Genomic DNA, 23,271 nt, shown 5'->3' with positions numbered 1-23,271 from the left:
CGTGACGGTGGCCGGTGTCTCGGGAAGAGAGCGCTCAGCGCCGGCATGGCTGGCGCGGCATGATGAGAAAGGGGTGGGACTATCGCTTGGCGCGTGGCAGGCCAGTGGGTAAGCTGGCAGCCATGGGAAGGCATCATCACGATACGGTGTCGTATCGCGGTTCAGAGCGTCGATCACGGCAGGTGGGCTCACGCTCGGCGCGTTGGATGACAGGACAGGGAGACAAGCATGTGGCGCAATAGTCGTCGGGGGTGGGGCTGGCCCGTCATCGTGATGCACTGGCTGTCGGCGCTGGCCATCATCGGCCTCTTCGCCCTCGGGTGGTGGATGACATCACTGGGCTATTATGATCGCTGGTATCAGCTGGGTCCCTGGTGGCATCGCTCCGTGGGCGTGGTGCTGTTCGTGATCACGTTGCTGCGCCTTGTCTGGCGAGCCATGCAGCCGACGCCACAGGCGCATGGCTCCCGCATCGAGCAGCGGGCGGCGCGCATCGGGCATGCCTTGCTGTATGCATTGCTGTTGCTGGTGATGATCTCGGGGTATCTGATCTCGACGGCGGATGGACGAGCCATCAGCGTATTCGGGCTGTTTGACGTGCCTGCCTTGCTCAGCGGGATGAAGGATCAGGCGACGTTGGCAGGAGACGTTCACTGGTACGCGGCCTGGGCGCTTGTCATCCTGTCGCTTGGTCACGCCGCTGCCGCCTTCAAGCATCATCTGATGGAGGGCCAGGACACGTTGCGACGTATGCTCTGGCCGCTGCGCTGAAAGGAATTGCCGGCCACCACGGCGGCACCATGCATGACGAATCCTCAAGGAGCTAGGACATGAACGACACATCCCTGACACCCAAGGCCTTCTCGCTGGGCAAGACGTTCGCTGGCGGCCTTCTGGCAGCGGCACTCCCCTTGATGGCGGGCCAGGCTCAGGCCTCGGACTATGTCATTGACACCAAGGGCCAGCACGCCTTCATCCAGTTCAAGATCAGCCATCTCGGCTACTCCTACGTCCTGGGTGAGTTCAAGGACTTCACGGGGACCTTCCGCTATGACGAGGGTCAGCCCGAGGCGTCAAGCGTCAAGGTCGAAGTCGATGTCGACAGCCTGGACAGCGCCCACGCCGAGCGAGACAAGCACATCAAGTCCGCTGATTTCCTGGATGCTTCCGAGTACCCGACGGCGTCTTTCGTCTCCACCGGGTTCACCTCTTCCGGTGATGGTGCCGGCAAGCTGACGGGGGATCTGACACTGCATGGCGAGACGCAGCCGATCACCATCGATGTCGATCACATCGGCGGTGGCGAAGACCCCTGGGGCGGCTATCGTCAGGGCTTCGAGGGCACCACCACGCTCAAGCTCGCCGACTATGGCATCGACACCTCCAAGCTTGGGCCAGCGGCCTCGACGGTCGACATGTACCTGGTGGTGGAAGGTATCCGTCAGTAACGGTGCCATCCGTTGCATGACCTGAGCGAATTGCCTCAGTGATCGAAGAGAACGCCCCTGTCATGTGATTGACAGGGGCGTTCTCGTATCGGCGGCCAGACTGGCGCAGGAGGCCGGTGCTCAACCACGCAGTGCGAGGTAGCTGCCGGCACCGATCATCAGGCTGGCAGCACTGCGGTTGAGGCGTCTGACGGCTCGCGTCGAGCGCAGATGGCGACGAATGCGGCCTGCGGCGTAACCGACAGGGACGACCCCGATCAGCAAGGCACTGAGATTGAGAGCGGCCGCGATCACGATATCGCCACCACTCAGGCGGGTGATGTCCATGAAGGTCGGCAGAAAGGCGATGTAGAACAGGATGACCTTGGGGTTGGAGGCCGAGATCAGGAAGCCTTGCAGGAAGCCACGCCACCAGCTTCCGCGTATGTCGGGAATTTCCGTGTATTCCAGACTGGGTCGGCAGGTCCAGAGCTTGTACCCCAGGTAGATCAGATAGGCGGCCCCCAGCAGGCGGATGACCAGAAAGAGCTCGCTCCAATGGGTCGCCAGTGCCGAGAGACCGAAGACGGCCGCCAGCATGTAGCAGACGTCACTGAGGCTCATGCCGACGGCCATCGGGACACAGGCATTGCCTCCCTGGCTCATGCCACGCGCCATCAGGGCGAGGATTCCGGGGCCGGGAGTGATCCCGAAGAGGAAGATGGCAAGGAAGAAGGTCAGTCCTGATTCAAGCGTCATGAGGATTTCCTGTCGTGGAAGGCGCATCGTGGGCAACGCCTCTGTCATGAGTCGAGTATATCGCCTGTACATGGCGCGCGGACAATGAAACCGATGCGCTTGGCATGCAGGCGGAAGCCGTTGGCGGGGCTGTTGCAGGAGGGGGTCGGTCGCGATCAGGCTGAGGCCTTCGGGCCAGTCAGGAGTGGCACGCCAGGCCAGCCGGTTGCCCGGCTGGTTCCTCGTGTCGTGCTCAGGTAGCGTGCTGCGACGCTTGAGTGCAGGTCAGGTGGGGAGGCCTCGGAAGCTACCGATCCCCCAGGATGAGATGAGGAAAGCTGTCGTCGAGGCAGTTGTGCGGGCGATGCCCGGACACCGGGTTGCCAGTCTGCTCAGTGAATTCGAATGGCTTCACTCGCAGTCGTTCAGGACTGCCCCCGGGAAGTGACGACGCAGCATGCGGTTCTGGAACTCATCGATGAATGAGCAGTTGATGATGATGATGAAGCGCTCGAAGTGCTGGCCCGCGTTATCCTGAGTGATGGAGCTGACGCTGTGGAACAGCTGGTCATCATGGATGTGCAGAACCTCTCCCGGTGCCAGCTCGGTGGTCGCCAGCAACTCGCTGCCGGCCTTGTCGCGGTAGAGAGTATTGATGGCACCACTGACGTTCTCGCGATTGAGTACCAGAATGCTCAAGTACTTGCAGCCGTCGGCGTGAATGCCTTGTCCCTGGAGAGGGTCGATGGTGCCGTCGCCGCGGACACCCGTGATCTGCATCAGGATCGGCTCACGCGGCCCGATGCCCCACATGTCGGCCCAGGCCTTGACGAAGGCGCGCACGTCGTCGCGCTCGGTGAACGCCGCTTCCAGCGGATCGTAGTATCTCAGGCGGTCCGCCATGCTGGCAGCATCATTGAAGCGTCCACCCTGCGCCATCGGGCACTCGCCAAGGGTTTCGACTTCCATCTGGTCATTCAGGTGCAGCCAGGACATGCGCTTCCAGCGTGTGTTGACGTAAGGGTCACGGGGAAGGTTGTCCAGGAAACCCTGCCAGGCGTTCAAGTCAATGTGTGGAGTGATCGTTGCCTTGCTCCAGTGCTGACGAGCCAGCTCCTCATGCACGCTTGTCGGCCAGTACTCAGAGATCCTGGGCAGCGAGAGAGCGCTATTCTCTGATGACGTTGCCGGGTAGCGATCGTTGAGAGCGCTCTGGTCCAGAGTGAGTTTACGGGAAGCATCGGCCAGCTGACGTACACCACGGTTTACGATGTTCATGCAAGAATTCCTCGATGTTTCGGCATTTAGCGCCTGTTGGAAGGTGTTGCGTTCGCAACGTCGAGGAGAATGGGAAGATGCATGAGAGAGAGTCAAACCAAGCGCGCGGCTTAGAGCGTTAATCTTGCGTAAGTATCATCAATATGGGCGTCTGGGCGATGGAGGGGTATTAGAGGTCTGATCTCCTGGCATCATGTCAGTCATGAGCGGTATTCTTTGTCGCCTTTCGGCGAAAAACGGCATGGGCAATGCGTGACGCAGGTGCTGGTAGCGTTGAGAGGAGGCGTGTGTCACGGCGGGTTTGGCACTGTGTTTATGCGAGGCAGACACTTAGACTGCTATTGGCTCCAGTGATGTATATCGCGATAACTCAGCGGATTCAGGCAACGTGCGTGTCCCCGCCGAGCACCGGTCGGTAGACAAGATGGTAGGGGAGGTATCCTGGATCATGGCAGATGGGTCTCGTCAGACCGGAAGAGCGACTGGGATTGCGCTCTTTGGAACAGTGGTCGCTGCCATCGCGATCGGCCTGTTGGTGGGGGTCGTGGCAGTGCAGGACATCATCGGCCGCTGGCCTTCAGCGCTGCTGATGGTGATTATTGGCGCAACTGCGGGCATCATGCTGATTCGTCATCGTCAGATGGCATATCAACAGCACACGCAGGAGGCGGTCATGCAGACTAGTGTTGTTGGCCCCTCGGCCAGCATGGGACTCCCCGCCAGTGACCAGCGCTTTCGCGAATTGCTGGAAAGCCTGCCACGTGTGGCAGTGCAGGGGTACGACAGCCAGCGCCGAGTGATCTATTGGAATGAGGCCAGCGAGCGACTGTATGGTTTCAGCGAGCAGGAAGCTCGAGGGCGTTGTCTTGAAGCCTTGCTGATACCGGATGAAATGGCGGACATCGTGGTGGATGCCCACCACGCGTGGGTCAATCACGGCACCCAGATCCCGGCGAGCGAGCTTGAGCTGAAGCACAAGTCAGGCGCACCGGTGCCGGTGTTCTCTCACCACGTCATGTTGGGTGAGCGGTCGGACAATCCATTGATGTTCTGCATCGACATCGATCTGGCGGGCGAGCGCAAGGTGCAGCGTGAGCTGGACTACATGACGCGATTCGATCCGTTGACCGAACTGCCCAATCGGCAGACGTTCGAGACTGAGCTCGAGAACATGCTCGGGGAGTGTCAGCGTCACGGCGATACCTTGATGGTGCTGTTCCTGGATATCGACCACTTCACCGAGATCAACGATACCCAGGGCTATGAGATGGGGGACCTCGTGATTCGCAGCGTCGCGTCGCGCTTGCAGGGGTTCCAGCGGAGTCAGGATCTACTGTCACGCTTCGGCGGCGATGAATTCGTCATGGCGATGCCGCGCCTGGATTATGAAAGTGATGCCTTGTCGGTCGTGCAGCGGATCCGCGAAGATTTCCAGCGCCCCTTCCAGATAGAAGGGCGTGAGTTGTTGCTGCGTCTGAGCATCGGCGTCAGCCTCTATCCCGAGAATGGCAATGATGCGCCGGAACTGGTGCGCAATGCGGACGTCGCCAAGCACCGAGCGAAGCAGGCCGGGCGTGATGGATATCAGTTCTTCAACCAGGAAGTGCGCGATGCCATGCTGCATCAGCATCATCTGGCGGGGCGCCTTCAGACGCTGCTGAGCGAGGATGGGGGTGGCGAGCTGTTCCTCCACTTCCAGCCTCAGGTCGCGGCGCGCAGTGAGCGTATCGAGTCGGTAGAGGCGCTGATGCGCTGGCATGCGCCCGAGGGGCCCATTCCCCCGACTGACTTCATCAAGGTGGCAGAGCGCACCAATCTGATCGAGCGCCTGGGTGACTGGGTGATTCGCCAGGCATGTCGCCAGCAGGCCGAGTGGCATGCCATGGGGATCAAGGGCTATCGGATCGATATCAATATCTCCGGGCGTCAGGCGATCAACAGCGACGTCTTCCAGCGTCTTGAGGCATGCGTGGCGGAATATGGCCTGACGCCACGGGACATCGGCATCGAACTGACCGAGAACGTATTGATCGATGCTGACGTCAAGGTGCGCGATAGCCTGCGTGCCCTGCACGACAGAGGCTACAAGATCGCGATCGATGATTTCGGGACCGGCTACTCCTCGATGAGCTACCTCAAGATGCTGCCGGTGACGGCGCTCAAGATCGATCGCTCCTTCGTGATCGAATGTGCTCAGGAACCCAAGGATCGCGCCATCATGGAAGCGACGGTCTTCCTCGGGCATCGACTGGGGCTGGAGGTGGTGGCCGAGGGGGTGGAGAATATCCAGCAACTCGAGCTGTTGCGTGAAATGCGCTGTGATCTCATTCAGGGGTACTACTTCTACAAGCCCATGGCGGCGGCGGACATCCAGCGGCTGCTGTCCGGGGGCAACAACCCGCCTCATCCTGGCGCCCATCGCCCGTCCAGTGATCCAACCAGTGCATCCAACGGTTGCCATTGAGTCAGCGTTGATCCGGTGCCGTTGTGGCATGGGACTGTTGCTGTGGATCGGCTTTTTAGTTTGCGGGCTAAAAGATATGATGCTGACAGTTGAAGCGGATGGACTGTCATCATCATCGATGAATCTGGGCATTCCTTCCTGACACCTGCGGGTCGAGCATCTCATGCTCCCCGCAGGCGTTTGCCGAGAGTGGCTGCGTCGTTCAATGCGCAGAGCTGTTCGCCCACTCTCGCTTCCTGCCTGCATTGCAGGTTGCGATGGTTCCTTGAGCGGGTTTCACGACCCTTCCGGCGATACCCTTGGGGTATCGATGACCGGACAAGCCAGTCCTTGTGACTGGCTTTTTTTATGCCTGTCATCCGTCCGTCAAGGTTGCCAGTCAGGCGCGGCACCCTCTCAGAACAGCCCCAGCTGTTGCGTCTCTTCGTGGGCCTTGAGTCGGACACCGACTCCCAGCAGGCGCACCGGTCGATGGCCACGTTGCCAGGCTTGCTCCATCAGCAGTGCGAAACTCCTGGCGTCCGGCAATGAGAGGGTGGAGGCGGGGAGGAGGCTTTCCAGCGTGGTGCTGGTGAAGTCGTTGAAGCGTACCTTGACGAACTGCTTGGCCAGCACCGGCTGTTCCTGGCGTGCGTGACGCTCCCCGAGGCGCTCCATCAGCATGGGAAGCTTGGCGAGGCAGGCGGAGAGATCCGGAAGATCCTGATCGAAAGTGCGTTCGACACTGATGGACTTTCGCTCTCTCTCGACCTTGACAGGGCGGTCATCAATGCCATGAGAGAGTTCATGCAGGCGATGTCCGAATTTGCCGAAGTGTTCGACCAGTGTGGTCAGTGGTGTCGTGCGGATGTCATCGCAGGTGCTAATCTCCAGCCGATTGAGGCGGGCCAGCGTGGCCGGGCCGACGCCATGCAGCTTGCCGACGGGCAGCTTACGAATGAAGGCGTCGCTGGACTCTGGCGTGATCACCGTCAGGCCATCGGGCTTCTCCCAATCACTCGCGATCTTGGCCAGGAACTTGTTGGCGGCCACGCCGATCGACAGCGTGATCCCGGTGCGCTTCAGGGCTTCTTCCTTCAGCCAGCGCGCCATCCAGGTCGCGCTTCCCTGAAATTCCTCGATGTCGCTGACGTCCAGGTAGGCTTCGTCCAGCGATAGAGGTTCCACCAGTGGTGTCAGTTCGTGAAACAGTGCCTGGATCTCCTGCGAGACGGCACGGTAGCGCTCGAAGTCGGGGGGGACGAGTATCAGTTGCGGACACAGGCGCAGGGCGCGCGCTGTGGACATCGCAGAGCGGACGCCGAAGGCGCGAGCCGGATAATTGCAGGTGGCGATCACGCCACGTTGCTCGGTGCGGCCACCGATGGCGATGGGCACCTCGCGCCACTCTGGGTGACGAAGCATCTCGACGGCGGCGTAGAAACAATCGCAGTCAGCATGAAGGATCTTGCGCATTCGCGCATCATCCTAAAAGACTGGATGGCTGTCCAGTGTCAGGCGGCGTGTCGCCTCATTCTTCGCCCAGAGACGACAACGCCCGGCAGACGTGATGCCTGCCGGGCGTTGTCGTATTTCCTGTTGCCGTTGCCAGGCTACCCTGGCCGGCGGATTACAGCGTCATCGCCGCTACCCAGCCGAAGACGATTAACGGGATGTTGTAGTGGATGAAGGTCGGCACCACGCTGTCCCAGATATGATCATGCTGTTGATCGACATTCAGGCCTGCCGTCGGGCCGAGCGTGGAGTCGGAGGCGGGGGAGCCAGCATCGCCCAGTGCGGCCGCGGTGCCGATCAGGGCGACGGTCGCCAGAGGGGAAAAGCCGAACTGCAGGGCCAGCGGGACATAGATCGCCGCGATGATCGGGATGGTGGAAAAGCTGGAGCCGATGCCCAGCGTGATGAACAGACCGACCATCAGCATGACGAGCGCGGCCAACGGCTTGTTGTCTCCGATGATGTGGAAGGAGGCATCCACCAGGGTCTGGATATCACCCGTGGCTTTCATGACGGAGGCGAAGCCGGCTGCCGAGATCATGATGAAGCCGATCAGCGCCATCATGCGCATGCCGGAGGTGAACAGGTCGTCGGCTTCGTTCCACTTGAACAGGCCACCCAGGGAAAGAATGGCGAAGCCGACCAGGCCGCCCAGGATCATCGAGCCGGAATAGAGCTGGATGCCCAGGGCGGCGATGATGGCGACCCCAGCCATGATCAGGCCGCTGCGGGATGGTGCGTGCACTGGAGTATGGTGCGGGACATTGGTCGACTTGATCTCGCGATTGGCGTAATCACGCGGCTTGCGATAGGAGACGAAGACCGCAGTCAGCAGTCCCAGGAACATGCCGCCTACCGGAATGGCCATCGCCATCGGCACCATGCCGCGGGTGACTTCCAGCCCCATTGCCTGGCCCGCTTCATTGATGTTGGCCAGCAGGATGTCATTGAGGAAGATGGAACCGAAGCCCACCGGCAGCAGCATGTAGGGAGCCGTCAAACCAAAGGTCAGGGCACAGGCGACAGCGCGGCGATCCAGGCGCAGGCGGTTCATGGCCACCAGCAGTGGCGGAATCAGGATCGGAATGAAGGCGATGTGGACAGGGATCAGGTTCTGGGACGAGATCGCCACCAATGTCACGCTGCCCAGCAAGCCGTACTTGATGGCGGTCTGACGGCGAGGGGTGCTCTCCCCATTGAGCATGCCGATCAGGCGTGCGGCAAGAAGATCCGGCAGGCCGGAGCGAGACAGGGCCACGGCAAAGGCACCGAGCGTGGCATAGGCCAGGGCGACCTTGGCACCACCGCCGACGCCGTCGTTGAAGGCGCCGAGAGTGTCAGTCAGAGACAGGCCACTGAACAGGCCGCCGACCAAGGCGCCGGCCACCAGAGCGAAGACGACCGAGACTCGGGCCAGTGACAGGCCGACCATGACCAGAACGGCCAGTATTACCGCATTCATGCGAGTACCTCATTAAGGGAGATGTGCCAATGGAGCGGGGGTTGCAGGTGTGCGCGGCCACCCGATCCCGGGCAATACCTCGCAAGTCGTGCTGATCGCTTACGTCAGGCGGTTTCGTCCTGAAACTGCCAGAAAACGGCGCGTTATCATACCAGAGCGAGGTCCCAAGCTGAATGGCCGATGAATGACCTCATGGAACGCGGCCGCCGGCGGCACGGTTGGCGCAAGGGAAGGGCTTTTTGTAGAATGCCACGCTGCCCGGCGGCTGCAGTCGCAGGCGTTATTCAACAGGAGAGCGCATGCTGGAGCTTGAAAATGCCCGTGTCATCGGCATGGGCAATGATCGCCGTGTCTATCAGGACCCCCGTGATCCTCGGCGCTGCATCAAGGTACCGCGCTATCCCGACAAAGGAAGCCGCCAGAATCAGCGCGAGCAGCGCTACTTCGAAGGGCTCGTGAGGCGAGGTGTGCACGACTGGTCCTACGTGCCTGCCTATCATGGCAGCGTGGCGACCCGAGAGGGCCTCGGGCTGGTCTTCGATCTGATACTCGACGATGACGGCACGACCTCGCGCCGTCTGCGAGAGGTCTGTCATGAAACTCCCGAGCGGGTGGGGGAGGAGGCATTGATGGATGAGCTGGCCAACCTCTATCGCTATCTCGACAAGCGTTGGCTGATACCGTCCGACCTCAATGATCGCAACATCGTGGTCCAGTTTCGCGAGCATCAATCCCCGCGCCTGTGGTTGATCGATGGCATCTCCAATCCGGACTTCATCCCCCTCGCCACCGGTATCGCCTGGTTGGCGCGCCGCAAGATCGCCCGCCGCTATCGTCATTTTCTCAAGAAACTGATGAAGGGCGGGATGCTGACGGCAGATGCACATGCGCGCCTCGAGCGGCGTCTATGGGGAGATTGAGCGCTTCCGACCGCATTCCCCTGCCGGGAGATGGGCCTCGAATCTCGGCGTTGAGAGAAGAGAGAAGATAGGAGTTGAGAGAAGAGTGAAGGAAGAAGAGGGGAGTGATGAGGGCGATCGTCACTCTCAGTCACTCCCCGTCAGCCGACAGGCAGCCGAGCAGATCCCTGTCCTGACGTCTTGCCTCAGAGATTGTCGGTAAAGTGGCTCTTCATGGCATGCGTGATCTTGCGCAAGTCGTCGTGTGAGGTGATATATGCCGGCATGGTATAGAGCCAGCGGCCGAAGGGTCGCAACCAGACCCCTTGCTGACGAGCGTGAGCCTGAGCCCCTTCAAGACTTGCTGCATCGTGAACTTCTATCACGGCAGTGGCTCCCAATACGCGTATGTCGCCAATGGCGGGATGTGAGAAATCCGCGAGTTCCTCTCGTAGTACCTGATTGAGGCTGGCGATCTTGCCGAGATAATCGTCTTCCTCGAAAACCTTGAGGCTTTCCAGTGCCACTCGGCAAGCCAATGGGTTGCCCATGAACGTCGGGCCATGCATGAAGGCAGTATTGGCATCCTTGCCATCGAAGGCATGAAAGATATGGCTCTGGGCGAGGGTGGCAGCATGTCCCAGATACCCTCCCGTCAGTCCTTTTGACAGCACCATGATATCGGGCGTCACATCTGCATGCTCACAGGCAAACAGTTTTCCAGTACGTCCGAATCCTGTCGCGACCTCATCGAAGATCAACACCACGCCGAACTCGTCACATAAATCACGTGCCGCTTTCAGGTAGTGAGGCGAGTACATGTTGAGGCCGCCGGCTGCCTGGAGCAGCGGCTCCATCAGCAGGGCGGCGATGTCATCATGCGTCTCGAGCTCTCTGCGCAGCGCTGCGATGTCACCGAGGACCTCTTCATATGGCGCCGTGAATCCCGCCGTCGGTGCCGGCGCGAAATGATGTCTGGGCAGGAAGTCGGCAAACAGTGAGTGCATGCCCTCTTCCGGGTCGCAGACCGCCATGCAGCCTGCCGTGTCCCCGTGGTAGGCCTTCATCAACGACAGCATTCGCGTCCGCCCGCGAGTGTCATCACGATCCTGACGCTGTTGCTGGTATTGCACTGCCATCTTCATGGCGACTTCCATGCCGACAGAGCCACTGTCCGAGAAGAACACGTGGTTCAGCCCCTCCGGGGTGATGCGCACCAGTGCCTCGGCCAGCGCCATCGCCGGTTGGTGCCGAATGCCCCCGAGCATCACATGACACAATTGAGCCGCTTGCTGCTGAATCGCGGAGACGAGTCGAGGATGGCCATAGCCATGGATCATGCACCACCAGGAGCAGGTTGCGTCCAGCAGGGTCTCGCCGTCACTCAGTGTCATGCGCGGCCCGACTCCGCCCACGACCTCAAGCGGGGCAGGCATCGCGTGCATCTGCGTATACGGATGCCAAAGCGCTTGTGGCTGATCGGCATGTGAGGCGGTCTGGGGGTAGGACATGATGTTCTCCATCGACGCTGACGGCAATTGAGCCTCTTTGTTAACCTTGACCACTTTATCAGGTTGACATGATTTGTGAAGTGTCACTTTCTGGAGGGGGTGATGTCTCTAATATTGCCGGCGGAAATAGTGCTGGGGGATTGGTGGAGCTGAAGCGAAGGTTTACTTTCCTCTGTGTCTGCATGCTTTTGAGGATACGCTCAAGAACAAGAGGGACTCGGAGTGATGATGTGTGATGAAAGAGCTACTGAAAAAGTCACAATATGAATACTTCATGAAAGCTGCGGCTTGCCAGCGAGAGAATTTACCTGCCTGTGATGTCGATGTGATTCTACAATACCGCCTGACGGCCGCTGACGCCCGCCATATAGGGACTCTAGGCTCATGTCGATTCTAATTAACGATATTTGCAGGCAGAGACTATTTTGAATTCACATATCTTTTCGAGTGCCAGCTATTGCATTCCAGAGAGCGCTTGATTAACTTGTCGTTAGTTGATTAGTGCTTCACGGCGTGGACATGCTTGGTCTATAATCCCTTCAGCTTCTGTAGGGTCTTACTGTCCCAAGTCCCTGCGTGAGCCAAATCCAGGAAGCAGCTGTTATTTGTTGATCGGCGAATTCTTTCGCAGCACCTGTTTCCGGAAGTGAATTCCTGACTGTCCCGATACCCTTGGAGAACCCCATGTCCCTGTTGACCGATTTCATGCAGAAAGAACAAGAGCTCAAGAAACTTCAAGAGCAACTGGAAAGCCTGCGCAACGATGATCGCCTGAAGAATGAGCTGGAATTCAAGGACAAGCTTGATTCCCTGATGAGTGAATACGGCAAGTCCACTCGCGACGTGATTGGCCTGCTGGATCCGAAAGCCAGCCAGACGCCGGCAGCTGCCGCGAGCGCGGAAACCAAGGCTGGCGGCGTTCGTCGCAAGCGCAAGCTGAAGGTCTACAAGAACCCGAATACCGGTGAAGTGATCGAGACCCGTGGTGGCAATCACAAGCAGCTGAAAGAGTGGAAGGAAGAGCACGGTGCCGAAACCGTCGAATCCTGGCTCGAGCGTACCGAGAGCTGAGTTGACACTTTCCTTGAGCATCTGCTGAAGAGACGGTTGACCAGACACGAAGAAGCCCCGCCATGGCGGGGCTTCTTCGTGTCTGGCGTTCGTGTCTGGCGTTCGTGTCTGGCGTTCGTGTCTGGCGCTGATGTTGCCATTGCGCTGACCTTGCTCCCCATGGCCTGGGGGGCCTCCGAGAGCAGGGCGGGCGAGCCTGGGCAGAGAGCGCTCCCGTCAGCTGTCGATCTGTCCCAGGTTGACCAGGCGGCCGATGGCCAGCACCTTGCCGGTCGGTTTGCCGGTCGGCGAACCACCGCTGGGTTCCAGTGTCATCTCGAGCAACTGGCCAGGACTCATGCGGCCGATCTGTTCGGCGCTCAACTCGATACCTGCCGCCGGGTCCACCAGACCCAGCGAACGCGGGCCCTCCGCTGGATCGGTCAGGGTCCAGAGTTCGATGGCGCGATCCGTCGGACGCTCGATAGTGACCTTGGGTGTCAGCTGAAGTCCGCCACCGGCCGTGACACTGGCGACCCAGGTCGGCGTGGCAGGATCCTCGAGAGTCTGCAGCACCGCGACCATGCGCTGCGCGGATGACTCGGGCACTTCGGTCGCCACCGGCGGGGTGCCATCTTGTGGTGATTGAGGCGCGAAGGGTCCCACCTGCATCGCCAGAGCAAGGGCGAGTCCGGCGCCCAGCCCCAGACCCAGCCCGCCTCCCAGCCAGCGCCACAGCCAGGGGGCTTGCGGAGCAGGAGCGCCACCCGTGTCATTGGCTGGCGTCGGAGTCTGCTTGAGGCGCGTCAGGCTGGCATCGATGCGTTTCCACAGCGAATCGGAGGCCGGTTCCGGCGGCAGGCGATCACTGACGCTCAGCCAGTGCTGCTGCCAGCGAAGTGCCATGCGGGCGGCCTCATCGTCGCGCTCTATCCAGGCGCGCACCTCGGCTTCACGTTCGGGGTCCAGCAGGCCCAGGGTGTGTTCACCCAGCAACAGATTCTGCTCTTGTGGAGATTCGGGGATCGGGGAATGGTTCATCGTGACAGGCACTCCTGCAGTCGCTTGAGTCCGGCACGGATGCGACCCTTGATGGTGCCGAGCGGGGCGCTGAGTTTTTCGGCGATCTGCTCGTGGGTCAGGCCCTTGAAGAATGCCAGCAGAATGGGTTCGCGTCGTGGGGCTTCCAGCTCACCCAGACAATCGCTCAGCTGATGGGCTGTCTGACTGTCGTGTGCTGCCGCTTCCGGGTTGGCGAGCAAGTCGGCGAGGCTATCGAGCGCCTCGCTGTCACCGCGGGGCGTCCGTCCCTGGGCCCGCAGCTGATCCAGTGCACGATAGCGCAGGATGGTGAACAGCCAGGCGCGGCCATTGCCGAGTTCACGGCGATATTGGCCGGCATTGGACCACAGCTTGATGAAGGCATCGTGGACGGCGTCCTCGGCCTGATCCCGGCTGCCGAGCAGGCGCATGGCAAGTGCCAGCATGCGGCCGGACTCAAGGTCATAGAGGCGACGAAAGGCGGTTTCATCACCGAGCGCACAGGCCTCTATGGCACTGGCGTGGTCAAAGTCGTCCGGGTCTTGCGAACTGACGGGTGTCGTGTGTGCTGGCATCGGGGGCCCGACTCCATTGGCTGGGAATCCATCGTTCAGCTGACGGTAGTCGCCCCATGAGAGGTTGGCAAGTGACATGGAGAGAGCTCCAGAGTCGTGTGAACCCCTCGGCTGTGACATTGATGGTGCACGTCGAGGAGGCATGAAGGTGATTTGATGGCGAGACATGCAGAGCATGGCGTGTTGGTCCGGTCCCGTTGAGTCGCTGTCTGTCACACGCGGGCGTGGACCGGGACAATGTCTTGCGATATGCCTGAACTAACGCGCCATTCAGGCAATTGGATGTGCTGATATCGCCAAGGGTGGGTAGTGGCTTGATGCAGCAACGGAAAATGCAGGTGCATTGCCGCTGGTGAAGGGAGTCCGCATAATGTTCTGCATGACAGCCCGGGAGGCGTGATGAAGCAGCAATTCAATACGATCGGCGTGATTGGTCGACTGGGCAGTGCTCAGGTAGTGGACACGCTCAAGCGCTTGATTCGCTTTCTTGAGGCTCGCCAGCTGGCGATGATCATCGAGGAGCGCACGGCGACGCTGTTGCTTGACCATGGCCTTGAGGTGGCGAGCCGTCGTCAGATGGGCGAGCGCTGTGATCTGGTGATCGTGGTGGGCGGTGATGGAAGTCTGCTGGGCGCGGCGCGTGCATTGTGTCGCAGTGGCACGCCGGTACTGGGCGTCAATCGCGGCCGTCTGGGCTTTCTCACCGACATCCGTCCAGATGAGCTGGAGGAAAAGGTCGCCGAGGTGCTCGAGGGTGACTACCTCAGTGAGCAGCGGTTCCTGCTGGAGGCGGAAGTCTTTCGGGACGGCGAGAAGATAGGTGCGGCGGACGGCCTCAACGATGTCGTGCTGCATCCTGGCAAGGCGGCGCGGATGATCGAGTTCGAGCTGTTCATCGATGGCCAGTTCGTCTATTCCCAGCGCTCCGATGGCTTGATCGTGGCCACTCCGACCGGCTCGACTGCCTATGCGCTCTCCGGCGGCGGGCCGATCGTCCACCCGCGCCTGGAGGCCATCACGCTGGTGCCGATGTTCCCGCATACGCTGTCCAGTCGTCCGATCGTGATCGACGCGGCCAGCGAGATACTCCTGCACATCAGCGCCAGCAACACGACCTATCCCCACATCAGCTGCGATGGCCAGACTCAGGTCGTGGCCAAGCCCGGCGATGTGCTCAAGATTCGTCGCAAGCGCGAACGTCTGACGCTGATCCATCCGCTGGAGCACAACTATTTCGAGATCTGTCGCACCAAGCTCGGCTGGAGCAACCGCCTCGGCGAATGACATCAAGGCAAGCAGCATGAACGCATTCGTGGCGCCACGGGATGGCTATGATCTGATCGGTGATGTGCACGGCTGTGGCGCCACGCTGGCGGCGCTGCTGGAGAAGCTCGGCTATCACCTGAAGGATGGCGTGTATCGTCATGCCACGCGCAAGGTGATCTTTCTTGGTGACATCATCGATCGTGGGCCTCGTATCCGACTGGCCGTCCAGTTGGCCAGCCGGATGGTGGAAGCCGGTGAGGCGTTGATCGTGATGGGCAACCATGAATACAACGCGCTGGCCTATTGTCGGCGTGCGCGCCTGCGGGAGAGTGGCGATCACCGTAATTTTCTGCGCCCGCATACCTCGCGGCACAATCGCATCATTCGCGAGACGCTCGATCAGTATCAGCATCATCCCGATGAGTGGGATGACGCATTGAGCTGGTTTATGCGCATGCCACTGTGTCTTGAACTGCCGTCGCTGGGAGAGGGCAAGAGTGGTCTGCGCGTGGTCCACGCCTGTTGGGATGAAGCGCTGGTGCGTCCGTTTCTGGCGCGCTTTCCGGATGGCTGCATCGATGAAGCCTTCCTGCAGGACTCCGTCGACCCCTCGAGCTTTGCCTATCGGGTGCTGGATCGCCTGACTCGGGGGACCAGTCTGCGCTTGCCGGAGGGCGTCGAGATTCACTCGGGAGATGGCTTCACGCGCCGCAGTTTCCGGGCGCATTTCTGGGCGCGCGAGCCTCGCACCTATGGCGATGTGGTGTTCCAGCCCGACAATCTGCCGGGAGAGCTGGAGTCGCGCTGGTTGAGCGAGGGCGAGCTCGAGAAATTGCCGTATTACGGACCAGAGCAATTGCCATTGTTCCTGGGGCATTACTGGTGTGAGGGGGTGCCTGCGCTCCCGGCGACCAATATCGCCTGTCTCGATTACAGCGCCGTCAAGTGCGGTCGCCTGGTCGCCTATCGCTTCAGTGGCGAAGCGACGCTGGATGCCGCCAATTTCGTCTGGGTGCCGGTGCCGCGCGAACCCTCGAGTCGTCCACTGCCGGAAGAGTTGCCGGCCGAGGAGTTGTCGGGGCGCGGTGAGATGAGGGGATAGCGTGCTGGGCCATAGTCATATCTACCGGTCCTTTCTCATTGCCATTGTTTTTTTCAATAAGCAGCCAGTGAACCAAAGCGCCATCCCGGACTCAGAGTAAGTGTTCCCTTGAATGATCCCTTGCTCAGTCCGGTGCCCCCCACCGGACTTTTTTTATGCCTGTCAGTTTGTCATCGCCGCCATCGCGGCTCTCCAGACAAGTCCCTATCCAGAGTGGCATCAGCTGGATCTGCCACCGACCGCCCATCGGCGCTCTCGACGTCGGGCTACTGTCGAGAGATGCCATCACGCTGACTTGTCACTGCAAGGACACTGCATGTTCCAGGTTCTGACTCTAGACGACTCCTTCGATACGCTCGCACTGCGTCAGGCGCTGTGGGCGGAGAAGATCGGCCACCAGATCACCTCCGAGCGCGTCTCGACCCCTGACGGGGAAGCGGTGCGTCAGATGCTGTGGCTGGCGGACCCCGAGCAGCTCCCCCGCGTGATCGCGATGCTGGAGCGCCACTCACGCGGAGAGCCGCTGCGCGATGAGGCTGCGGAGGCGTCGGGTTTCTCAAGCGGTTCATCGGGCGGTCTCTGGCAGCTCGTCAGACAGACCCCGCTGACATGGCTGGTCGGGCTCGCCTGTTGCCTCACGGTACTGTGTCAGTACGTGCTGGGTCAGGCGGCGGTGTTCGAATGGCTGGCCATCGTGCCCTTTGAGCTGGTGGGCAGTCAGCACATTGCACCGGCGCCGTTGTCCACGACACTGGCGGGGGAGTGGTGGCGGCTGTGGTCGCCTTCCTTGATGCATTTCGGCATTCTGCATCTGGTCTTCAATCTGCTGTGGCTATGGGTGTTCGGGCGCCAGATCGAGGCCATCGATGGCGCCTGGCGCTTCGCGCTGGTGGTGCTGGTGAGCGGGGTGGCTGCCAACCTGGCGCAGTACGCCACCGGCAGTGTGCTGTTCGGTGGGCTCTCGGGAATCGATTTCGCCGTGATCGGCTATGTCTTCATCGCGGCTCGTCGACGGCCGATGCTGGGCTATCAGATGCAGCGCTCGCTGATGATCTTCATGTTGATCTATCTGGTGCTGTGCATGACACCGTTATCGAGTGCCATCGGCCTTGGGGCCATCGCCAATGAGGCGCATCTCGGTGGGCTGCTGGCAGGGCTGGTGCTGGGATTCGTGCTGCCGCGCCGCGCGCCGGGCGCCACGTCATGACAGCCAGGCGGATGACAATGATAGAATGGGCGCATTTTGCACGGCGTGGCGTCACGTTGCCCGCGTGGCGCTGTCCCCGCGCCGTGCTCCAGCATCAGGAGAACCCCCATGAGTGACATGACTTTCGACGGGATGGTCGAACAGATGACCCCGGCCATCTACGAGAGCCTCAAGCAGTCCATGCAGCTGCGCAAATGGCCGGACGGCCGGGTGCTGACCTCGGAGCAGGTCGAGCTGTGCATGGAGGCCGTCATCAAGTACGAGGTCCACAACAACGTGCCTGCCGAGTCACGTGTCGGCTTCATCGACAACGGTACCTGCGGTCCACGTGACGGTGACGACACTGCTTCACGCGATGAGCCGGAGCAGATCAAGTGGGTCAACTGACACTGGATGATGCACTGGACGTCGATGGCGCACCTCAGCCCGCCGTGGAGTCGGTGACCCTGAAAGGGGACATCCGCAAGATGTCCATCGTGCCTGCCGGTGAGGCGCTTGCGATCGATACCTCGGCGGATGCGCAGTCAGTCTCGCGTGAGCCGCTGGCGGCCAGCTATGGCCTGCGACTGGGCGAGATCACCCAGCCGCTGAACGCCTATATTGGCCACAAGGTACGCCTGGACTTCACCGGTCAGATCCACTGCAGCCATTGCGGGCGCAAGACCAAGAAGAGCTTCGCGCAGGGGCATTGCTATCCCTGCTTTCGCAAGCTGCCACAGTGTGATGGCTGCATCATGAAGCCGGAGACCTGTCACTTCGCGGAAGGAACCTGTCGTGATCCTCAGTGGGGTGAGGAGCATTGCTTCCAGCCGCATATTGTCTACCTGGCCAACTCCTCCGGCCTCAAGGTCGGTATCACCCGCAAGACCCAGATGCCGACGCGCTGGTTCGATCAGGGTGCCATCCAGGCCTTGCCCATCGTCGAGGTCTCCAATCGTCTGCAGTCTGGGCTGGTCGAGGTGCTGTTCAAGCAGGCACTCAATGACCGCACCAACTGGCGCGCGATGCTCAAGGGCGATGTGGCCGAGCTGGATCTGGAAGCCGAGCGTGATGCACTGCTTGAGCAGATGGCCGAGGGTCTGGCGGCGCTGCAGGCGCATTGCGGTGAAGACGCCATCCGGGTACTGGATACCACGGCATTGGCCTTCGAGTTTCCGGTGCGTACCGCGCCGACCAAGGTCACCTCGTTCAACTTCGACAAGACACCCGTGGTGGAAGGCGTGCTCGAAGGGCTCAAGGGTCAGTATCTGATCCTCGACAGCGGGGTGATCAATCTGCGCAAGTTCACGGGGTATGAGGTCGAGGTCCAGCTCGGCGAATGACGTCGTCCCGTGTTGAAGAATAAGCTCAAGGCTAATGAGGATGACAACGCCCGCGCTCCCTTCCAGGAGTGCGGGCGTTGTCGTATGGTTTGGGGATATCGAAGAAAGATGCCGGCCCGACTGGTTCAGCCAGCGGATTCAGCCGGGGGATTCAGCCGAGCACGGGCTGGCGGCGCGCCTGCATGCGCTCCAGGAAGACCTGCATCACTCGGTGGTAGAGCTCGCGTCCCAGCACGACATCCTCGACCCCCGCATCCAGATTGGGGTTGTCATTGACCTCGATGACCACAACACGATCCTCGAGCTGCTTGAGGTCAACTCCATAGAGCCCATCACCGATCAGACGTGTCGCCTTGAGAGCCGCCTTGATCACGGCGGGGGGCACGTCACTCGGGTCAACGGTGGCAAAGCCGCCGGAGCGGGTGCGGGCGCCGCTGTGGTCATAGATCTGCCAATGGCCACGCGCCATGTAGTAACGGCTGGCGAACAGCACCTTGCCGTCGAGCACGCCGATACGCCAGTCGAACTCGGTAGGCAGCCATTCCTGCAGCAGCAGCAGAGCGGAGTCATGGAACAGTCGCTCGGCTTCACGCACCAGTGTCTCCGGCCCGTCAATCTTGACGATGCCGCGCGAGAAGGCACCATCTGGCACCTTCATCACTAGCGGATAGCGCATGTGCTGTCCGCGTTCGGCCAGCTGGCGCAGTTCGCCGCGATGAATCAGGCGTCCCTGTGGGGCGCTGAGGCCGCGAGCCTTCAGGAGCTCATGCAGAAAGACCTTGTTGGTACAGCGCAGAATCGACTGACTGTCGTCGATCACCACCAGCCCTTCGTGTTCGGCTCGCTTGGCCATGCGGTAGGTATGGTGGTCCAGGCTTGTGGTCTCGCGGATGAACAGCCCATCGAATTCGGCCAGACGTCCCTCGTCACGCTTGGTGATCAGACTGACGTCGATGCCAAGGCGGCGTCCCTCGCGGATGAAGTGCTTGAGCGCTGTACGATTGGACGGTGGCAGTGCCTCATTCGGGTCCACCAGCATCGCCAGGTCGAAACGATAGTGGCGGCGAGCCTTCGGGGTGCGCCAGACCTTGCGGGAATGGCGGTTGAGCGCCTGGGCAAAGCGATCCTCGTCCGTTTCCGCCAGATGGTTCAAGGATTGCGGGCGCACTCGCCTGAGGGTCCAGCGCTCGCCACGCGCCTCGAGTCGCACCTCGAGCAACGGGCAGGGCAGTCGCTCGAACAGCTTGCGACCGAGACGTGCCAGTGCGGGGTCATCGCTCTCACCGAAGGTCAGCAGCAGGTCGAGATGCGCATGCTTGCCGGTCTCGTGGGGGACTGTCTGCGGGGCGGGCAGGGCGCTCTTGCGCGTCAGCTCCTCAAGCAGCACACGGATGCTGCCCAGTTCCATGTCGATCAGTGACTTGCGCGACAGCTGGTTGAGCGTTTCCACCGACGGCAGGGCTTTCTGTCCGCGCGCCTGTGCCAGCAGCGAGACGTAATAGCCGATCCCGAGGTAATCGAGCCCGCCGCAGAGATTGATGACGTGGGTCGCGGGCTGCGGAGCGTCCTGGTCTGCCCGGTCCGTGGGCACGGAGCTGTCGTGGGAGAGCTCGGACAGAAAGTCGTGGGCGCTGATGACATCATCACTGGGATAGAAGGCGCGCCAGTCACTGACACGGTCAACCACGATACGCAGGCGGGACATTGAGTAGCCTCGAAGGGCGGGCACCGAAGCGATGCCGAATGCAGCGCATCATGAAAAACAATCTCCGTCATCGCAATAGACAACAAGATGAAATAATTTCATGCAAATAGGTCGAGACAAGACGTGCCTGCATGCCCAGAATGCAGCGGATTGCTACCGCCCCACGACACCTTGATTTCAGGGCTGCCTCAGGGCGCTGACAGGCGGGAGAGCCTGCATCATGACCCCCATTCTGCGTCCGGCGATCCGGGCCGATCTCGATGCTCTGGTAGAGCTCGAGGAAGTCAGTTTCGATAGCGACTGGTTCAGTCGTCGTCAGCTGTCCCATCTGATTCTGCGTGCCAATGCACGCACCCTCGTCATCATCCAGCCAGAAGGCGATGGCTCGGACGCCCTGCCGGCGGCAGGCAATGCGATGGCCGCACTGTGGCCGGCGGGCAGCGTGGCGCAGGATGACGCCACCCCGCTGCGCAGCGTGCTGGGCTATGGCACCGTGCTGTTCCGACGCAATTCACGCCGGGCACGACTCTATTCCTTCTGTCTGCATCCCGAGGCGCGCGGACGCGGTCTCGCCCAGCGTCTGCTCATCGCGCTCGAGCAGCTGGCCATCGAGCAGGGCTGTGAGCAGTTCGATCTGGAAGTGCATACCGGCAACGGTGCAGCGATCACCCTCTATGAGCGCCACGGCTTTGCCAGGAATGGTCGCCTGCGCGATTACTACGCCGACGGCGCGGCGGCCTGGAAGATGCGCAAGTCACTGGTGATTCCCTCATCAAACCCGCCCGCCAGCAGCAGCGACATCAGGGCTGAGGGGATCTCGACGTGGGGAGATGCGGGCGCTGCCTGACGGCCGGGCATGGCGCGCGTCGCCCCCATGGGCTAGGATGCGCTGTTTATTCTTCATGGCTTCAAAGGAATCGCTCCCATGCCGTCATTCGATATTGTCTCCGAACTCGACAAGCACGAAGTTCAGAACGCCGTCGATCAGGCCAATCGCGAACTTGCGACACGCTTTGATTTCAAGGGCGTGACTGCCGGCTTCGAACTCGAGAAGGAAGAGACCGTCAATCTGGAAGCCGACGCCGATTTCCAGCTGCGTCAGATGATCGAGCTGCTCAAGGGTCGCTTGATCGCGCGTGGCATCGACGTGCGTTGCCTGGAAGAGAAGGACGCCGACACCGGCGGTGTGCGTGCCCGCCAGCAGCTGGTGCTGCGTCAGGGGCTGGACCAGCCGACCGCCAAGAAGATCGTCAAGGCGCTCAAGGATGCCAAGCTCAAGGTCCAGGCCCAGATCCAGGGTGAGAAGGTGCGCGTCACCGGCAAGAAGCGTGATGATCTCCAGGGGGCCATGGCCTTGCTGAAAGGTGACGAGAGCATCGAGCTGCCGCTGCAGTTCAACAACTTCCGCGACTGATCTTCCTCGCGCGCCTGGCGCTCATGTCACGGCTGACCGCTGTCAGCGGCAAATGTCGTCGACAAGTGTCAGGGGCGCCACTCTCAGCACCGTTCGCTCTCGGCGAGCGGTGCTGTGTTCGTTTGAATCGCTTTGAAAGCGTCACGTACCCGTTTCAGGCGCTGCGCTCTCAAAGCGTTTCACCATCTTCGTTCGTCATATTCGCGTGACGCTCGCCCCGGGTGGGTCGGGCTGCGCAAAGAGAGGTTACATGTCTGCTCCGCTCGCTATCGGCCAGCGCAATACCCTGACCATCACCAAGCGGGTCGGCTTCGGCGTCTTCCTCGACGGCGGTGACCGCGGTGAAATCCTGCTGCCGACTCCCTTCATTCCTGCCGGTGCCGATATCGGTGACGCGGTGGATGTCTTCGTGAGTCTTGATGATGAAGACCGCCTGCTGGCCACCACGCGCTATCCGCGCGCCATGGTCGGTGAGTTCGCCGCCCTCAAGGTGGTCGAGGTCAACGACATCGGCACCTTCCTCGACAATGGCCTGGGCAAGGACCTGCTGCTGCCCTACGGCGAGCGCAAGCGTGAGCTCAAGGCGGGCCAGTTCGCCATGGTGCACGTGGGGCTCGACAAGCACAGCGATCGCATGGTCGCGTCGATGCGCCTGGATCGCTGGCTGGACAAGACTCCGGCCGAGTACACCGTCGGTCAGGAAATCTCCGGCCTGGTGGCGGCGAAGACCGAATTGGGCATGAAGATCATCATCGACAATGCCCATTGGGGGCTGGTGCACCATGATCGCATCTTCACCCGCCTGCATATCGGCAATCGTCTGCGTCTGTGGGTGCTCAAGAATGATGGCAACGGCAACATCGACCTGACCCCGCAGGCACCGGGCCCTGCAGGCCATCAACAGCTGGCGGACCGCATCCTTGCACGTCTGGAAGCCAACGCCGGGGTGCTGCCGCTGGGTGACAAGAGCGACCCCCAGGCCATCAGCGACGCCTTCGGCGCCAGCAAGGCCAACTTCAAGCGTGCCATCGGCCACCTGAAGCGCGAGGGCAAGGTGACACTGGCCCCCACCGAGACGCGCCTGGTCAAGTGAGGCGCCGGTGATGCGTCGCGCATCGCCCGAGCGGCTTCTGCCGCGCCAGCATCACAAGCTTCCCGTCGGCAATTTCGCTGCCACTCGTCGGTTCTCCGGCGGGTGGCAGTTGCGTTTGTGGGCAGCGCATGGCACCAATGAGCGTCAGGACCCTGCGGACCATGAGTCGCCCTGCTTGTCCATGACGCGCCGTGCGTGCCGTGGCGTCATCCAGCGCATGCCT

21 protein-coding genes are annotated in these 23,271 nt (G+C 61.1%); 13 read left to right on the top strand and 8 right to left on the bottom strand.

The window, feature by feature from the left end; translation table 11 throughout:
- Positions 1 to 228: 228 nt before the first annotated feature.
- Positions 229 to 771 (top strand): cytochrome b, encoded by a 543-nt coding sequence (locus QD172_RS03790; protein ID WP_077372418.1) that lies wholly within the window; start codon positions 229 to 231, stop codon positions 769 to 771.
- A gap of 59 nt (positions 772 to 830) precedes the next feature.
- Positions 831 to 1,448 (top strand): YceI family protein, encoded by a 618-nt coding sequence (locus tag QD172_RS03785; protein ID WP_279855045.1) that lies wholly within the window; start codon positions 831 to 833, stop codon positions 1,446 to 1,448.
- Positions 1,449 to 1,568: 120 nt separating this feature from the next.
- On the opposite strand, the gene QD172_RS03780 is transcribed toward QD172_RS03785, so the two are convergent.
- The gene (locus tag QD172_RS03780; RefSeq protein WP_279855044.1) at positions 1,569 to 2,186 is read right to left on the bottom strand and encodes a LysE family translocator; all 618 of its coding nucleotides are present in this window, start codon (positions 2,184 to 2,186) and stop codon (positions 1,569 to 1,571) included.
- A gap of 390 nt (positions 2,187 to 2,576) precedes the next feature.
- Complete coding sequence (locus QD172_RS03775) at positions 2,577 to 3,443, bottom strand: 2OG-Fe dioxygenase family protein (RefSeq protein WP_279855043.1); 867 nt, start codon at positions 3,441 to 3,443, stop codon at positions 2,577 to 2,579.
- A gap of 673 nt (positions 3,444 to 4,116) precedes the next feature.
- On the opposite strand from QD172_RS03775, the gene QD172_RS03770 reads away from it, so the two are divergent.
- Positions 4,117 to 5,907, top strand: a complete 1,791-nt coding sequence (locus QD172_RS03770; RefSeq protein ID WP_254696435.1) for an EAL domain-containing protein — start codon at positions 4,117 to 4,119, stop codon at positions 5,905 to 5,907.
- 396 nt (positions 5,908 to 6,303) lie between these two features.
- Here the strand turns inward: QD172_RS03770 and dinB are convergent, their stop codons facing one another.
- Together dinB and QD172_RS03760 are read right to left on the bottom strand one after the other, a co-directional pair.
- Positions 6,304 to 7,362 carry a DNA polymerase IV gene (dinB, locus tag QD172_RS03765; protein ID WP_191236732.1) on the bottom strand — a complete coding sequence of 353 codons (1,059 nt, stop codon included), beginning with the start codon at positions 7,360 to 7,362 and terminating at the stop codon, positions 6,304 to 6,306.
- A 154-nt stretch (positions 7,363 to 7,516) separates the two neighbouring features.
- The gene (locus QD172_RS03760) at positions 7,517 to 8,863 is read right to left on the bottom strand and encodes a Na+/H+ antiporter family protein (RefSeq protein WP_077372432.1); all 1,347 of its coding nucleotides are present in this window, start codon (positions 8,861 to 8,863) and stop codon (positions 7,517 to 7,519) included.
- A 299-nt stretch (positions 8,864 to 9,162) separates the two neighbouring features.
- On the opposite strand from QD172_RS03760, the gene QD172_RS03755 reads away from it, so the two are divergent.
- Complete coding sequence (locus QD172_RS03755; RefSeq protein ID WP_077372434.1) at positions 9,163 to 9,783, top strand: YrbL family protein; 621 nt, start codon at positions 9,163 to 9,165, stop codon at positions 9,781 to 9,783.
- Positions 9,784 to 9,968: 185 nt separating this feature from the next.
- Here QD172_RS03755 and bioA read toward each other — a convergent pair whose 3' ends face one another.
- Complete coding sequence (bioA, locus tag QD172_RS03750; protein WP_191236734.1) at positions 9,969 to 11,273, bottom strand: adenosylmethionine--8-amino-7-oxononanoate transaminase; 1,305 nt, start codon at positions 11,271 to 11,273, stop codon at positions 9,969 to 9,971.
- Positions 11,274 to 11,957: 684 nt separating this feature from the next.
- Here bioA and QD172_RS03745 point away from each other — a divergent pair.
- A complete protein-coding gene (locus QD172_RS03745) occupies positions 11,958 to 12,344 on the top strand; it encodes a histone-like nucleoid-structuring protein, MvaT/MvaU family (RefSeq protein WP_077372437.1) in 387 nt (128 codons plus the stop codon).
- A 216-nt stretch (positions 12,345 to 12,560) separates the two neighbouring features.
- On the opposite strand, the gene QD172_RS03740 is transcribed toward QD172_RS03745, so the two are convergent.
- Both QD172_RS03740 and QD172_RS03735 read right to left on the bottom strand, forming a co-directional pair.
- Entirely contained in the window at positions 12,561 to 13,364 is an 804-nt protein-coding gene (locus QD172_RS03740; RefSeq protein WP_279855042.1) for an anti-sigma factor, read from the bottom strand.
- On the bottom strand, positions 13,361 to 14,017 hold the full coding sequence (locus QD172_RS03735) for a sigma-70 family RNA polymerase sigma factor (protein ID WP_205700458.1): 657 nt from the start codon (positions 14,015 to 14,017) through the stop codon (positions 13,361 to 13,363). Before QD172_RS03735 ends, QD172_RS03740 begins: the two co-directional genes overlap by 4 nt.
- Positions 14,018 to 14,338: 321 nt before the next feature.
- Here QD172_RS03735 and QD172_RS03730 point away from each other — a divergent pair, with 321 nt between their 5' ends.
- From QD172_RS03730 to QD172_RS03710, 5 genes are all read left to right on the top strand, one after another.
- Complete coding sequence (locus tag QD172_RS03730) at positions 14,339 to 15,223, top strand: NAD(+) kinase (RefSeq protein ID WP_077372443.1); 885 nt, start codon at positions 14,339 to 14,341, stop codon at positions 15,221 to 15,223.
- Positions 15,224 to 15,239: 16 nt separating this feature from the next.
- Positions 15,240 to 16,307, top strand: coding sequence for a metallophosphoesterase (locus QD172_RS03725; RefSeq protein WP_279855040.1), 1,068 nt, complete (start codon positions 15,240 to 15,242; stop codon positions 16,305 to 16,307).
- A gap of 316 nt (positions 16,308 to 16,623) precedes the next feature.
- A complete protein-coding gene (locus tag QD172_RS03720; RefSeq protein WP_176502719.1) occupies positions 16,624 to 17,514 on the top strand; it encodes a rhomboid family intramembrane serine protease in 891 nt (296 codons plus the stop codon).
- A 108-nt stretch (positions 17,515 to 17,622) separates the two neighbouring features.
- Positions 17,623 to 17,901 carry a DUF1315 family protein gene (locus tag QD172_RS03715; protein WP_176493003.1) on the top strand — a complete coding sequence of 93 codons (279 nt, stop codon included), beginning with the start codon at positions 17,623 to 17,625 and terminating at the stop codon, positions 17,899 to 17,901.
- Positions 17,889 to 18,836, top strand: a complete 948-nt coding sequence (locus tag QD172_RS03710) for a DUF2797 domain-containing protein (RefSeq protein ID WP_240499565.1) — start codon at positions 17,889 to 17,891, stop codon at positions 18,834 to 18,836. The genes QD172_RS03715 and QD172_RS03710 overlap by 13 nt, the downstream gene beginning before the upstream one ends.
- 151 nt (positions 18,837 to 18,987) lie before the next feature.
- Here the strand turns inward: QD172_RS03710 and QD172_RS03705 are convergent, their stop codons facing one another.
- Complete coding sequence (locus tag QD172_RS03705; protein WP_084209062.1) at positions 18,988 to 20,541, bottom strand: RimK family protein; 1,554 nt, start codon at positions 20,539 to 20,541, stop codon at positions 18,988 to 18,990.
- A gap of 220 nt (positions 20,542 to 20,761) precedes the next feature.
- Between QD172_RS03705 and QD172_RS03700 the strand changes: the two genes are divergently transcribed.
- From QD172_RS03700 to QD172_RS03690, 3 genes are all read left to right on the top strand, one after another.
- Positions 20,762 to 21,388 (top strand): N-acetyltransferase, encoded by a 627-nt coding sequence (locus QD172_RS03700; protein WP_279855038.1) that lies wholly within the window; start codon positions 20,762 to 20,764, stop codon positions 21,386 to 21,388.
- A gap of 78 nt (positions 21,389 to 21,466) precedes the next feature.
- Entirely contained in the window at positions 21,467 to 21,955 is a 489-nt protein-coding gene (locus QD172_RS03695) for a YajQ family cyclic di-GMP-binding protein (RefSeq protein WP_077372461.1), read from the top strand.
- 250 nt (positions 21,956 to 22,205) lie between these two features.
- On the top strand, positions 22,206 to 23,048 hold the full coding sequence (locus QD172_RS03690; protein ID WP_279855037.1) for a S1-like domain-containing RNA-binding protein: 843 nt from the start codon (positions 22,206 to 22,208) through the stop codon (positions 23,046 to 23,048).
- Positions 23,049 to 23,271: the final 223 nt, after the last annotated feature.

The organism is Cobetia sp. 10Alg 146, from assembly GCF_029846385.1.
Lineage (GTDB): Bacteria > Pseudomonadota > Gammaproteobacteria > Pseudomonadales > Halomonadaceae > Cobetia > Cobetia marina.
Note: the sequence above shows the minus strand (reverse complement) of the source record. Positions and strands in the feature narration are given on the sequence as shown.

Coding starts and splice junctions, on each gene's coding strand:
- QD172_RS03790 (WP_077372418.1), top strand. CDS start 229: ATGTGGCGCAATAGTCGTCGGGGGTGGGGCTGGCCCGTCATCGTGATG.
- QD172_RS03785 (WP_279855045.1), top strand. CDS start 831: ATGAACGACACATCCCTGACACCCAAGGCCTTCTCGCTGGGCAAGACG.
- QD172_RS03780 (WP_279855044.1), bottom strand. CDS start 2,186: ATGACGCTTGAATCAGGACTGACCTTCTTCCTTGCCATCTTCCTCTTC.
- QD172_RS03775 (WP_279855043.1), bottom strand. CDS start 3,443: ATGAACATCGTAAACCGTGGTGTACGTCAGCTGGCCGATGCTTCCCGT.
- QD172_RS03770 (WP_254696435.1), top strand. CDS start 4,117: ATGCAGACTAGTGTTGTTGGCCCCTCGGCCAGCATGGGACTCCCCGCC.
- dinB (WP_191236732.1), bottom strand. CDS start 7,362: ATGCGCAAGATCCTTCATGCTGACTGCGATTGTTTCTACGCCGCCGTC.
- QD172_RS03760 (WP_077372432.1), bottom strand. CDS start 8,863: ATGAATGCGGTAATACTGGCCGTTCTGGTCATGGTCGGCCTGTCACTG.
- QD172_RS03755 (WP_077372434.1), top strand. CDS start 9,163: ATGCTGGAGCTTGAAAATGCCCGTGTCATCGGCATGGGCAATGATCGC.
- bioA (WP_191236734.1), bottom strand. CDS start 11,273: ATGTCCTACCCCCAGACCGCCTCACATGCCGATCAGCCACAAGCGCTT.
- QD172_RS03745 (WP_077372437.1), top strand. CDS start 11,958: ATGTCCCTGTTGACCGATTTCATGCAGAAAGAACAAGAGCTCAAGAAA.
- QD172_RS03740 (WP_279855042.1), bottom strand. CDS start 13,364: ATGAACCATTCCCCGATCCCCGAATCTCCACAAGAGCAGAATCTGTTG.
- QD172_RS03735 (WP_205700458.1), bottom strand. CDS start 14,017: ATGTCACTTGCCAACCTCTCATGGGGCGACTACCGTCAGCTGAACGAT.
- QD172_RS03730 (WP_077372443.1), top strand. CDS start 14,339: ATGAAGCAGCAATTCAATACGATCGGCGTGATTGGTCGACTGGGCAGT.
- QD172_RS03725 (WP_279855040.1), top strand. CDS start 15,240: ATGAACGCATTCGTGGCGCCACGGGATGGCTATGATCTGATCGGTGAT.
- QD172_RS03720 (WP_176502719.1), top strand. CDS start 16,624: ATGTTCCAGGTTCTGACTCTAGACGACTCCTTCGATACGCTCGCACTG.
- QD172_RS03715 (WP_176493003.1), top strand. CDS start 17,623: ATGAGTGACATGACTTTCGACGGGATGGTCGAACAGATGACCCCGGCC.
- QD172_RS03705 (WP_084209062.1), bottom strand. CDS start 20,541: ATGTCCCGCCTGCGTATCGTGGTTGACCGTGTCAGTGACTGGCGCGCC.
- QD172_RS03700 (WP_279855038.1), top strand. CDS start 20,762: ATGACCCCCATTCTGCGTCCGGCGATCCGGGCCGATCTCGATGCTCTG.
- QD172_RS03695 (WP_077372461.1), top strand. CDS start 21,467: ATGCCGTCATTCGATATTGTCTCCGAACTCGACAAGCACGAAGTTCAG.
- QD172_RS03690 (WP_279855037.1), top strand. CDS start 22,206: ATGTCTGCTCCGCTCGCTATCGGCCAGCGCAATACCCTGACCATCACC.